Source organism: Thermus sp. (genome assembly GCF_037444525.1).
Lineage (GTDB): Bacteria > Deinococcota > Deinococci > Deinococcales > Thermaceae > Thermus.
The window spans coordinates 1-12041 of the sequence record NZ_JBBIMD010000064.1 but is presented as its reverse complement, the minus strand read 5'-3'; the positions used below and the strand labels follow the sequence as shown (position 1 = coordinate 12041).

General features: G+C 66.6%; 12 protein-coding genes, 1 pseudogene and 1 riboswitch. Of the genes and pseudogenes, 8 read left to right on the top strand and 5 right to left on the bottom strand.

Translation table 11 applies throughout. The features are described from left to right. The 4 genes from WKI94_RS09970 to WKI94_RS09955 form a co-directional block, all read left to right on the top strand. Positions 1–237 (top strand): integrase core domain-containing protein (locus WKI94_RS09970; RefSeq protein ID WP_337845588.1); only part of this gene is annotated, 237 nt, incomplete at its 5' end. Between the two features lie 66 nt (positions 238–303). Continuing rightward, on the top strand, positions 304–858 hold the full coding sequence (locus WKI94_RS09965; protein WP_337845587.1) for a LemA family protein: 555 nt from the start codon (positions 304–306) through the stop codon (positions 856–858). A gap of 24 nt (positions 859–882) precedes the next feature. After that, positions 883–1428, top strand: coding sequence for a hypothetical protein (locus WKI94_RS09960; protein WP_337845586.1), 546 nt, complete (start codon positions 883–885; stop codon positions 1426–1428). Next, complete coding sequence (locus tag WKI94_RS09955; protein WP_337845585.1) at positions 1425–2459, top strand: DUF3137 domain-containing protein; 1035 nt, start codon at positions 1425–1427, stop codon at positions 2457–2459. Before WKI94_RS09960 ends, WKI94_RS09955 begins: the two co-directional genes overlap by 4 nt. 899 nt (positions 2460–3358) lie before the next feature. Here WKI94_RS09955 and WKI94_RS09950 read toward each other — a convergent pair. From WKI94_RS09950 to WKI94_RS09940, 3 genes are read right to left on the bottom strand one after another with little or no spacing between them, the layout of a single operon-like run. Further along, positions 3359–5038: a ribonucleoside-diphosphate reductase subunit alpha gene (locus WKI94_RS09950; protein ID WP_337845584.1), complete on the bottom strand. Its 1680-nt coding sequence runs from the start codon at positions 5036–5038 to the stop codon at positions 3359–3361. A gap of 12 nt (positions 5039–5050) precedes the next feature. Beyond that, positions 5051–6022 (bottom strand): ribonucleotide-diphosphate reductase subunit beta, encoded by a 972-nt coding sequence (locus WKI94_RS09945; RefSeq protein ID WP_337845583.1) that lies wholly within the window; start codon positions 6020–6022, stop codon positions 5051–5053. Further along, the gene (locus WKI94_RS09940; protein ID WP_337845589.1) at positions 6003–6377 is read right to left on the bottom strand and encodes an acyl-CoA thioesterase; all 375 of its coding nucleotides are present in this window, start codon (positions 6375–6377) and stop codon (positions 6003–6005) included. Before WKI94_RS09940 ends, WKI94_RS09945 begins: the two co-directional genes overlap by 20 nt. A 160-nt stretch (positions 6378–6537) precedes the next feature. Next, positions 6538–6635: riboswitch (cobalamin riboswitch) on the bottom strand. Between the two features lie 99 nt (positions 6636–6734). Between WKI94_RS09940 and WKI94_RS09935 the strand changes: the two genes are divergently transcribed. The 4 genes from WKI94_RS09935 (at position 6735) to WKI94_RS09920 (ending at position 10438) form a co-directional block, all read left to right on the top strand. Beyond that, positions 6735–7592, top strand: coding sequence for an ABC transporter substrate-binding protein (locus tag WKI94_RS09935; protein WP_337845582.1), 858 nt, complete (start codon positions 6735–6737; stop codon positions 7590–7592). A 344-nt stretch (positions 7593–7936) separates the two neighbouring features. Next, positions 7937–8548: a sugar ABC transporter permease gene (locus tag WKI94_RS09930; protein ID WP_337845581.1), complete on the top strand. Its 612-nt coding sequence runs from the start codon at positions 7937–7939 to the stop codon at positions 8546–8548. Then, positions 8541–9356, top strand: coding sequence for a carbohydrate ABC transporter permease (locus WKI94_RS09925; RefSeq protein ID WP_337845580.1), 816 nt, complete (start codon positions 8541–8543; stop codon positions 9354–9356). Before WKI94_RS09930 ends, WKI94_RS09925 begins: the two co-directional genes overlap by 8 nt. Positions 9357–9460: 104 nt before the next feature. Then, a complete protein-coding gene (locus WKI94_RS09920) occupies positions 9461–10438 on the top strand; it encodes an extracellular solute-binding protein (protein WP_337845579.1) in 978 nt (325 codons plus the stop codon). Between the two features lie 9 nt (positions 10439–10447). Here WKI94_RS09920 and WKI94_RS09915 read toward each other — a convergent pair. Then, positions 10448–10969: pseudogene (locus WKI94_RS09915) on the bottom strand (FAD-dependent oxidoreductase); the annotation flags it as partial. Beyond that, on the bottom strand, positions 10959–12041 hold a 1083-nt coding region (locus WKI94_RS09910; protein WP_337845578.1), incomplete at its 5' end, for a TRAP transporter large permease subunit. The pseudogene WKI94_RS09915 and the gene WKI94_RS09910, both read right to left, overlap by 11 nt.

Below are 12041 nucleotides of genomic sequence, written 5' to 3'. Positions count from 1 at the left end.
CGGGACGAGTTTTACACGCGTCCTCTGCCTTCTGGGATTGAGGGGCTTCAGCGGGAGTTGGATGCGTATTTGGACTACTACAACGGGCGGAGGCCGCACCGGGCTTTGGGGGGTCTTGCGCCCTTGGGGTTCCTGGCTAAGCTCAAGGAGGAGGGGGTCCCCACAGAGTCTCAAATGTGCTGGCCAACTACATGTGTTTCCTGTCCCCCTTCAAAAGATGCTATACTGGCGGGGTAGAACCTGACCGCTTTCCAGCAAGGTATGCTCTAGAGGGAAGCAGACTGGAAGCCTTAGGAGGAAACGGTGTGGGTTATCCTTGCCCTTCTGCTCCTTATCCTTCTGGCGGCCGTCCTGGCCTACAACGCGGTGGTGGCCCGCAAAAACGAGGTGGAGAACGCCTTCGGAGCGGTGGAAGCCCAGCTCAAGAAGCGCCGGGACCTCATCCCCAACCTGGTGGAGGCGGTCAAAGCCTACCGGGACCACGAGCGGGAGCTCCTGGAGCGCTTGGTGGAGCTTAGGGAAAGGGCAGCCAAGGCGGAGAGCCCCGAAGAGGAGCTCCGGGCCGAGGGGGAGATCGGCCGCCTCCTCCCCCGGCTCCTGGCCCGCCTGGAGGCCTACCCTGACCTGAAGGCCAGCGCGAACTTCCTCCAGCTCCAGGCGGCCCTCACGGAGGTGGAGGACTCCATCGCCGCCGCCCGGCGCTTCTACAACGGGGCGGTTACCGCCTACAACAACGCTCTGGAGCAGATCCCCACGAACCTCTTCGCCCGCATGATGGGCCTCCAGCGCAAGCCGGTTTTCACGGTCCCCGAGGAGGAGCGCGAGCCTCCCGACCTCGGGCGGCTCCTAAAGGGGTGAGGGATGGGAGGGGAGGCCTGGCGCATGCGCCTGGAACCCCGTCGCGACGGAAACCCCAAGCCCCTCCTCCTGGCCGCCTACCTCCTTGGCCTGGGGCTCCTGGCCCTTTCCGCCCTGGCGGCCCCGGAGGAGGTCCGCCCCTTGGTCTCCGTCGTGGTCTTCCTGGAGGCCCTCCTCATGGGGGCCTTGGTGTACTGGATCGCGAGCTCCCCCGAAAGGCTCCACTACCAGTTGGGGGGCGACCTCCTGGTGGTGCACGGGCCCCTGAGGGGGCGGGAGGTGCGGAGGGCGGACGTGCTCCGGGCCTTCCCCGTGAAGTACCGCCTCCCTTTCCCCTGGCGAAAGGGGCAGGGGACGAGCCTGCCTGGGTTCCACACCCGTCGGGGAATCCCCCTAGGGCGGTTTGCCTTCGAGCCCCCACCCCCCGGCCTCCCCAAGGACACCCCGGTGGAGGCCTACGTGGGGGCGGGGAAGGGGGATGGGGTGCTCCTCCTCCTCAGGGGGCGGGCCCTCCTCCTGAACTCGGAGGACCCCCGGCCCCTCCTGGAATGGGCAGGAGGTGAGGGGTGAAGGGGGCCGCCGTGGGCGAGCTGGAGTCCTACCGGAGGAGGGTGCTCCTTTGGGCTTTCCTTTTGGGCCTTCTGGGGGCGGGATCCGTGGGCTGGGCCTTCGCCGTCCAGGTGGGGGAGTGGCCCTTCTACCTGGGGGCCATCCTCCTACTGGGGGCCTGGGGGCTCCCTTCCCTCTACGTGGACGCGGTCAAGGGGCGCTTCCTCCCCCTCCTGGCCGGGCGCATGGGCTTCCGCTACCGCCCTGAGGGCCTCCCTTGGGAGGCGGTGGCCCCTTCCGGCCTCTTCCGGAAGCCCGACCGCTACAGGAGCGAGGACCGGGTGGAGGGGGAGGTGGGGGGCATCCCCTTCCTTTCCACCGACCTGGCCCTGTGGGAGAAGCGGAGGGGCTGTAGGGGGAGAACCTACTACGCCCTGGTCTTCAAGGGCACCCTGTACCGCCTCCACCTCCCTTTCCCCGCGGCAACCCCCGTGCGGATCGCGCCCCAGGGGATGGGGGTGCGGGCCGGCGGGGCTTCGCCCCGGTCCTTGGTCCTCTTCTTTGGCCTGTGGTACGGGGTTTGGCTCCTCTTCGGGTACGCGGTTTGGAGCTCCGGGGAGTGGGATGCCGAACCCGTCCCTGCCCTGGTCCTGATGGGCCTGGCCCCCGCCCTTTTCCTCCTCTCCCGCCTGGGGCGGGGTGGGGGGCTTGCCCGGGTGCGCCTGGAGGGCCCTGAGTTTGAGCGCCTCTTCGATGCCTTCGGGGCGGACCAGGTGGCGGCCCGGAAGCTCCTCACCCCGGCGGTGATGGAGGCCCTGGTGGAGGCGAGGGGGCACCTGGGGCGGCCCTTCTGGGTGGCGGTGGAGGGGGAAAGCCTCTGGGTGGCCCTCCCGGGGGACCATTTCCGCATAAGCCCTTTCCGCCCCTTGGAGGGGGAGCTGGCCCGGGCGGGGGAGAGGTGGGAGGAGGAGCTTTCCGAGGCGGTCCTCCTGGTGGAGGCCTTCCGCCTGGAGGAGGAAAGGATCCGGCGGGGGCTTTTGGGTGAACGGTAAGCCACCCCCTTTTCGGTCTAAGGGCTCCGACATTGAAAAATCCCCATGGGGCTTGGAGGAAGGGCGTGCTGGGCCCTTATTCTGGGGCCCCCACCGAAGCGAAAGCTTCGGTGGGGTACTTAGCGAGGGGTTACCACCACTGTGAGAGGAGCCTCGTCCGAGGGGGCATCGCCCATAGCCACCAGCGTGCCCCTATAAGTCCCCTGGGGGGCCTAGGAGGCCACTTGCAGGATTTTCTCGTAGCGGTTGGCCCTACCGACCCCTCTAGCCTGTCAGGGCTTAGAGAGGTCCCGGGAACCCCTTGGAGGCTTAGGCGTATAGGGCCAACATACCCGCGTGCCTCTCCACGATGAGGGTGAAAGGTGAGCCTCAAATCCCCGGTGCAGGCGGTAAGGAGCAAAGGATGGTCAAGGGGCGAACACCTTGCGCATGCTTCCCCCTCTTTATCCTTCTCAATGGCTGTGGAGCAAGTACCCCACCCGAGCTTTCGCCTCATAGGTGCAGGAGGATGCTTAGCGTCCCTTAGGGTCCTGGAATTCCTATGGAGAGGCGTTGCGCCAGAAGATGGAGGGAAGGTTTGGGGAGGTGCGAGGGGGATAGGGGTAACGTTTGAGGCCCTACACCGAGAGGTCAGGGCAGAAATCAACAACGCCTTCAACTGCACCACGGCGGTGTTTGTTCTCCTGAACGTGGTCCTGGGCCCCCTCGCGCTGCTGTAGGGCCCAGGGAGGAAGAGTCCGAAAGTCCCCTTTGGTCTACCCGAGCCAGGGCACGTTTTGGCCGCATTGCCGGAAAACCAAACGGTCTTTGCCCCAAACGCGTGAGGCCAGGGTGGGCTGGAGCCCACCCTGAAAACAGCTTCCCCTATCGCCCTGGCGTGGTGGGGGGCCTTGCGCGCTTTATGCCTCGCAAGCCTTGCACCCCAGGAGGAGGTCCCGGCTGTAGACCTGGGCTACGCTCTGGTTGTACTGGTAGTAGAGGCTTTTTAGCCCCGAACGCCAGGCCTCTAGGTAGAGCCCGTTCACGTCCTTTAGGGGGGCTTCGGGGTGGATCACCAGGTTCAGGGACTGGCCTTGGTCGATGTACCTCTGCCGGGCCGCGGCCTGGCGAACCAGCTCCAGCTGGGAGATCTCCGAGAAGGTTTTGAAGACTGCCTTCTCCTCCTCCGTGAGGAAGTCCAGGTGCTGGACGGAGCCGTTGTGCTCCAGGATGCTCCGCCACACCTTTTCCTCGTCCTTGCCCTTTTGCTTTAGGAGCTGTTCCAGGAAGGGGTTCTTGAAGGGCACCTTGGCCTTCTGCAGGTCCTTCAGGTGGTAGTTGCTGGTGTAGGGCTCTATGGAGGGGGAGGCCTGGCCTAGGATGAAGGAGCTGGACTTGGTGGGGGCGATGGCGAGCAGGGTGGCGTTCCGCCTCTCCTTGAGCTCCCCCACGTCCGCCAAGGGGTCTTCGGGGTGGCGCTTCCTAAGCCAACGGGAGGCCTCCTCTGCGCGCTCCCGTACTGCCTTGAAGATCTCCAGGTTGAGGTAGCGGGCCTCCATGCTCTCCAGGGGGATCATCTTGGACTGGAGGTAGCTATGCCAGCCCAAGACCCCAAGGCCGACCGCCCGGTAGCGCTGGGCAAAGCGCACCGCCCGCTCCATGTAGGGGATCCCCTCCGCCTTCCTTATGAAGTCGTCCAGGACGGAGTCCAGGAAGATCACCAGGGTCTCCACCGCGTCCGTGTCCTTCCACTCGTCGTAGTGGAGGAGGTTTAGGGAGGAGAGGCAACAGACGAAGCTCTCCTCGGGGGAGGAGGGGAGCATGATCTCCGTGCAGAGGTTGCTGGCGTGGATCCTGAGGCCTAGGGCCTTGAAGACCTCCGGCATGCCCCGCTCTGCCGCGTCCCGGAAGAAGAGGTAGGGGATGCCCCCTTCAAAGCGGGCCTTGAGGATCTTGGCCCACACCTCCCGCTTCTCCCGGTCCCCTGCCACCATGGCCTCCATCCAGCGGTCAGGGAGGGCCACGCCCCAGAAGAGGGCCTGGATCTCGCTTCCCTCCCGCTGGATCTTGAACCACTCCTCCAGGTCGGGGTGCTCCACGTCAATGTAGGCCGCGCACTGGCCCCTGCGGGTGGAGCCTTGGTTGAAGACCTCAATGGCCCGGTCAAAGAGGCTGGCGAAGGCGTAGGAGCCGTTGCTCTCCCCGTTATCCCGGATGGGGGCCCCCCGGGGGCGTAGGGTCCCCAGGTAGACGGAGGTCCCACCCCCCTGCTTGCTCATCATGCCCACTTCCGCCACCGCCTTTAGGATGGAGGCGGTGTCGTCCTCCACGTAGGTGCCGTAGCAGGAGATGGGAAAGCCCCGCTTAAGGCCGTAGTTAGCCCACACCGGGGTGGCCAGGGAGTAGTACCCCTTGGCCATGTAATGGATGAACTTCTCCGCGAAGCCGGGGATCCCCGTGAGGGCCTCCGCGTGGAGGGCGATCTGCCGCACCCGCTCCTCCACCGTGACCCTGGGGAGGAGGTAGCCCCTTTGCATGTAGAGGCGGGTGTGGGGGTTGGCCCAGTACCAAGGTTCGTAGGCGTGCTTTTTCTTTAGCATCTCCCCTTCCTCCTAGAAGAGTTCATCAGGGTCAAAGGCCTTTACCCTCCGGGCGTAGGCCACGCTCCTTTTGTTGAAAAAGTCCACGTCCTTGTCTGTCAAGAGCTCCAGGGTGAACCACTCTGTGTCCTTCAGGACCTCCCTCCTCACCGGGAAGGCCTCAGGAAGCCCATGGAGGGAGAGGACGGTGTTGTACCGATCCTTGAGGAACTCGTGGGTCTCCTCCCGATCCACGAAGGGGGTGTCCCCTCCGGCAAAAAGCCAGTCCAAGAGATCCTCCTCCGCTTTGAGGAAATCCCGGGCCAGGCGCAGGGCCTCTTCCGCAAATCCCTCTCCAAAGAGCTCAGGGCGCTCCTCCTGGAGGATCCTGAGGAGCTCAACCCCGAAGAGGCCGTGGATGTTCTCCTCCTTGCTGGTAGCCTCTATGGCGTTAGCGATGCCCTTGTAGCGGTTCCCCCGGCGGTTTAGGGCCATGAGGGCGTAGAACTGGGAGAAGAGGGAGATGTGCTCCACGAAGGAGGAGAAGAGCAGGAGGGAGAGGGCGTATTCCCTCAGGCCCCCTTCCTTGGCCCGGCGAAGGACCCCTTCCAGGCCCGCTGCCCGGGCCCGCAAGGGGGTGGCCTCCTCCAGGTAGCGGCCGAAGAGGCCGTTTAGGTCCAGGAGGTCTAGGAGGTGGGCGTAGGCGTTGGCGTGGCGCACCTCGCTTTCGGCAAAGGTCATGCCCACTTCCGCCACCTCGGGCTTGGGGAAACGCTCGTAGACTCTGGCCCAGAAGAGCTTCACGGAGAGCTCCACCTGGGCGATGGCGGAAAGGACCCTCTCCACCAGGCTCCGAACCTCGGGCTCCGCCAGGGCGTGGTCCTGCAGGTCAGCCTGGTAGCTGAACTCCGTGTGTACCCAGTAGCTGTGGCGGATGGCGTCCCGGAAGCGGAGGAGCTCCGGGTACTCGTAGGGACGGTAGGCCTTACGGGGTTCGGTGAGCATCCTTTCCCTCCAGTGGGGGGACGGGGGCTGGCCGTCCCTTCTCGTCCAGGGCCACCAGGACGAACCCCCCTTGGGCAGCCAAGTACCGTTCTCCTTCTAAGGGTTCCACCCACATTTCCACCGCCACCCGCATGGAGGTCCGCCCCACCTCTACCACCCGGGCCAGGAGCTCCACGATGGATCCCAGAGGCACAGGGCGCTTAAAATCCACCGCGTCGGCGTGGACGGTGACCACCTTCTTGCGGGCGTGGCGGGTGGCGGCCACAAAGGCTGCCTGGTCCATCCAGGCCAGGACGGTTCCACCGAAAAGCGTTCCGTAGTGGTTGGTCTCCCCAGGGAAGACGGGGTAGGCCATGCGCGTTTCCCTCACGCGCACCCTCCTTCCAGGGGCAAAACACCCCCAAGAGCCAAAAAGCCTGAGCCGCTGCCGGTTTTAGGGGAGGAGGACTCTCCTTAAGGACCCATGCGCATCACCACCTTCGCCCTTGCCTCGAGGGCTACGGGGCAGGACCGCGAGGCGGGTACTCGGGCTTCCGGCCAGGGGCCGGTTACCGTTGCGGGACAGCGCCGGACTCTCACCGGACTTCCCCCGCCGCCATGGGCGTCCAGACCTGTCGGCCTGGCCCCGCGGCCAGGACACCCTAAGTCTTGGGCGTCCTGCTGGATAACCTACAACCTGTAGAGCCACCCGTCAAGGCCTTATGCTGGAGGCATGCGCGTAGCCAGCCTGGTGCCTGCAGGCACCCTCTGCCTCGAGGCCTTGGGGGTGGAGCCGGTGGGGGTGAGCCACAGTTGCCCCAACCCCCGGGGGCTTCCCGTGCTCACGGAAAGCCTCATTCCTCCGGGGCTCCCCCAGGAGGAGATCGACCGGAGGGTGCGGGAGGCCCACCGCCAGGGGCTTTCCCTTTACCGGGTCCGGGGGGAGGTCCTCCTGGGGTTGGCCCCCGACCTCCTCCTCACCCAGGGGGTCTGCGAGGTCTGCGCCCCCACCCCCCGGGAGGTGGAAGGGGCCCTGGCCTTCCTTCCCAGAGCCCCCAGGATGCTGGAGCTCCAGGGCGCCCGCCTGGGGGACCTCTTCCGTGACCTTAGGCGCCTGGGAGAGGCCCTGGGGCTGGAGAGGCGGGCGGAGGCTTTGGTGGAGAGGCTTTCCGCCCGCCTGGCCGCCCTCCCCCCACCCCTTTTCCCCAGGCCCCGGGTGGCCTTCCTGGAGTGGCTGGACCCCCCTTACCTAGGCGGGCATTGGGTGCGGGAGGCGGTGGAGGCCGCGGGAGGGGCGTACCTGGGGCCCCCCGCGGGGGCCCCAAGCCGGAGGGTCCCCCCGGAGGCGGTGCCCCAGGCGGAGGTGGTCTTCCTGGCCTTCTGCGGCTACGGCTTGGAGGAAGCCCGGAAAGCGGTGGAGGCCCACCTGGCCCGGGGAGGGTGGCTTTTGGGCTACCTCCGGGGGCGGAAGGCCTACCTCCTGGACGCGGGGCCCTTCCAGGCCCTGACCCCCAAGACGGTGGAGGGGGTTGAGACCTTGGCCCGTCTCCTCCGGGAGGGGGAGTCGGAAGGAGTCCTCTCCCTGGCCTGAGTCCCGGTTCCTGACTCCTCCCTGACAGTTGGGGCCTACTCTTTTTTCCGTGGTCCGTTCGGAGCTACGCCCCTTGGGCCGGGTAGCCCCCTTGCAGGAGGGATTCTGGGCCTACGGCCTCCTCCTCCCGGCCTACCTCCTCTTCGGGGCCTTCTACCTCTGGCCCCTCCTCCAAGGGGTCTGGCTTTCTCTGCGCGAGGAGGACTTTCTGGGCCGGAAGGCCTCCTTTGCGGGGCTGGCCCAATACCTGCAGGTCCTTCAGGCCCCGGAGTTTTGGGCCAGCGCCCTGCGCTCCCTCCTCTTCGCCCTGATGGTGGTCCTCCTAGAGCTGGGCCTGGGCCTCCTTGCCGCCCTTCTGGTCTACCGCAGCTACCCTGGGGTGGCCCTGTTCCGGGTCCTCTTCTTCCTCACCGCCGCGGTGCCCACCGCGGTGGCCGCAGTGGCCTGGGGCTGGTTCCTCCACCCCGTGGGGGGGGTACCTGAACTACCTCCTCCAGGGCCTCGGCCTGGGGCCCTTCCCCTGGCTCACCCACCCGGACTGGGCCCTTCCCACCTTGGCGGTCGTCACCGCCTGGTCGGGGGTGGGCTTCACCGCCATCCTCCTCACCGCGGGCCTCCAGAGCATCCCTGAAGAGGTTCTAGAGGCAGCCCTGGTGGACGGGGCCACCCCCTGGACCCGCTTCTTCCGGGTGACCCTGCCCCTCTTGTCCCCCGTGCTCTTCCTGGTGGGGCTCCTGGTGGTTCTGAAGAGCCTCACCGCCTTCGGCCCCATCCACCTCCTCACCCGGGGAGGGCCCTTGGAGAGCACCACGCTCTGGATCTACCGGGTCTACCAGGATGCCTTCTTCAACTTCCGCGTGCCCTACGCCCTGGCGGAGGCCGTCTTGCTCCTCCTCCTCATCGTCCTGGCGGCCCTGCAGTTTTGGCTTCTGGGGAGGCGGGTGCACTATGGCTAGACGGCTCTTCCCTCTCTACCTGGTGGCCGGTGGGTACGCCTTGCTTCTCCTCCTGCCCCTCCTCGTCCTCCTTTCAACGAGCTTCCGGCCACCGGAACGGATCTTCCAGCCAGGGCTCTGGCTGGAAGGGGCCACCCTCGAGGCTTACCGGGTGGCCCTCACCGACTACCCCCTGGGGCGTTACCTCCTCAATAGCCTCCTGGTGGCCGGGGCCACCACCCTCCTTGTCTTCCTCACCAGCCTTCCTGCGGGCTATGCCCTGGCCCGGTTCCACTTCCGGGGCCAGAGCCTCTTCCTGGGCCTCGCCGTGGCCTTCCTCCTCATCCCCGGCGAGATCACCTTCCTGCCCCTGTACCTCTTTGTGGACCGTTTAGGGGGGCTGGACACCTACTGGGCCCTAATCGTGCCCTTCGCCGCCAGCCCCCTAGGGGTTTTCCTCCTGCGCCAGCACCTCAAGGCCCTGCCCCAGGACTATTTTGACGCGGCCCGCATCGACGGGGCCGGCCACCTAGCCGTGCTCCGCCATCTGGCCTTCCCCCTTTCCGCCCCCGTTCTCTCGGCCCTGGCCGCCCTCACCTTCATCGGCAGCTGGAACATGTACCTCTGGCCCCTGGTGGTGGTCCAGAGCAAGGAGATAATGACCGTCCAGCTGGGGATCAACTTCATTCTCAACGAGCAGGACGCCGTGGCTCGGTGGAACGTGGTGGCCGCGGCCTCGGTCCTTAGCCTTATCCCGAGCCTTTTGGTCTTCCTGCTCGCCCAGAGGGCCCTGGTGCGGGGGGTGACCCTAGGCGGGCTGAAGGGATAGGAGGTGGGTATGCGCAGGCTGGTGTGGCTTTCGGTCCTAGGTTTGGGGGTGGCGTTGGCCCAGAGGAAGATCACCCTGCAGTTCTGGCACTCCATGGGGGGGTCTTGGGGGAGGCCACGGAGGCCTTGGTCCAGGACTTCAACCGGAGCCAGAACCGCTACGAGGTCAAGGCCCAATATGTGGGGAGCTACGACGACGGGATCAACAAGCTCCTAGCGGCCCTAAGGGCGGGGCGGGGCTACCCCCACGTGATCCAGGTCTACGACATCGGGGCCCGGATCATGGCCGACTCCGGTGCTGTGGTCCCCCTGGAGGACCTCGCCCGGGCCAACGGGTTTGGCCTGGACCGCTTCCTCTCCCAGCCCAGGAACTACTACACGGTGGAGGGCAAGCTGTACGGTCTGGCCTTCAACTCCTCCAACCCCATCCTATACTTCAACGCCGCCGCTTTAGAGGAGGCGGGGGTGTCCTTCAAGACCAGCTGGACCCTGAAGGACCTAGAGGAGGCCGCCCGCAAGCTCACCAAGAAGGACGTTCAGGGGCGCACCGTGCGCTACGGCCTCTCCATCCCCATAGACTCCTGGTTTGTGAAGCAGTTCACCTATAACTCCGGTCTCTTCTTCTGCAACGGGGAGAACGGCCGCAGGGCCTGGGCCACCGAGGTGACCTTTGACAACGAGGCCGCGGTGGCCTTCCTGGACACCTACGCCCGCCTGGTGCAGGAGGGGGTGGCGGCCAACACCGGAAGGAACTGGACGGATTCCCAGAACCTCTTCGCCCAGGGCCAGGCGGCCATCGCTGCCTACTCCACCGCCAGCCTGACCGGGGTGCTCCGCCAGGTGGGGGGGCGCTTCCCGTGCGCACCGCCTCCTACCCCTACCTACGGGAGCGGAACGGGGCAGGGCCTTGAGGTAGGGGGCCAAGGTCTCCTCCTCCCCCAGGAGAAGGGCCTTCTCCTCCCCAAAAAGCCGCACCTCCTCCTGGAGGATGAGGAGAGGGGCTTCCTTGGGGAAGGCTCCCTGGGGGTCCGGGAACCAGGCCTTGAAGTGGGCCTCCCGTTCCAGGGGCATCTCTTCCTCTAGCTCCTTGAGGAGTTCGGGAAACCCGGGCCCCGCCGCCAGGACCACCGCTTCCGCCCGGAGGGTTTCCCCGCCCTCCGTGGCCACACCCACCACCTTTCCCCCTTCCACCTCCAGCCCCACCGCCCGCCCGGAAAGAAGCCGCCCCCCAGCCTCCAAGACGCGCCGCCAGAGGGCCTGCCCCAGGCCCCAGGCGTCCAGCCATCCCGCGGGGCGGACGTGGAGGGCGGCCTCCGCCCCCTCAGAGAGCGCCAAGAGGTCTTCCTCACGCCCCGCGTAGAGGTAGCCCCGGCGGTTCCTCCGCACCTCGGGGAAGGCCGCGAGGAGCTCGAGGCTCCGCCCCACCAGGAGGGCTAGGGCCTCATCCCCCGGCCAGAAGACCCGGTAGCACTCCGTGGACTTGTCGCTGGTGCAAGTAAGGGGCGGCCTGGGGTCCAGGAGGAGCACCCTAAGGCCCCGCTTGCCCAAGAAGTAGGCGGCCGAGAGCCCCAGAAGCCCCGCCCCCACCACCAGGACGTCCGCCCTAGCGCCCATAGACCAGGCTAGGCAGCCAGGTGGCAAGCCCTGGGAAGAGCATCACCAGGACCAGGCCGGTGAGCTGGAGGAGGAGAAAGGGGATGGCCGCCCGGTAGATGACCCCCATGGGGATCTGGGGGGCTACCCCCCGCACGTAGAAGAGCGCGTAGCCGAAGGGGGGGCTTAGGAAGGACATCTGCATGTTCACCAGGTAGAGCACCCCGAACCACAGGGGGTCAAAACCCAACTGCCGGATGATGGGCACGAAAACCGGCACCGCCAGGAGGAGGATCCCCACCCAGTCCAGAAACATCCCCAGGACGATGAGGATAAGCTGCATCAGGAGCAGGATCCCCCAGGGGGAGAGCCCGGTGCCCAGGAGGAGGTCGGCGATGTACCGGTCCCCGCCCTGGGCCACGTAGAAGGCCACGAAGGCGTTGGCCCCGAAGATGATCCAGAGCACCATGGCCGTGGCCTTGGCGGTCTGCTCCAGGGCCAGGCGCAGGTTGGCCAGGGTGAGGCGGCGGTGGAGGGCGGCCACCAGGAGGGAGCCGAAGGCCCCCACGGCCGCGGCCTCCGTGGGGGCGGCGAGGCCCAAGAAGATGGTTCCTAGGACGAGAAAGATGAGGAGGAGGGGAGCCCAGATCTTGCCTAGGGCCCGCCAGCGCTCCCCCCAGGTGGGGGCCTCTTCCTTCGGGATCCGGGGGGCGGCCTGGGGGTAAAGGAGGGCGTAGATCACGGAAAACCCCATGTACAGGGCGGAGAGAAGGAGGCCGGGAAGGACCGAGCCCAGGTAGAGCTCCCCCACGGACTGGTTGGCCACCAGGCCGTAGACGATGGCCAGGACGCTTGGGGGAATGAGGATGCCCAGGGTACCCCCGGCCATGACCGTACCCGTGGCTAGGACGGGGCTGTAGCCCCGCCGGAGCATGGAGGGCAGGGCCACCAGGGCCATGGTCACCACCGCCGCCCCGATCACCCCCACCATGGCCGCGAGGAGGGTGGAGGCCGCCACCGTGGCCACGGCCAGTCCACCGGGGACCCGCCCCATCCACTTGTAGGCCACCTCAAAACTTGCACCTATACTTCC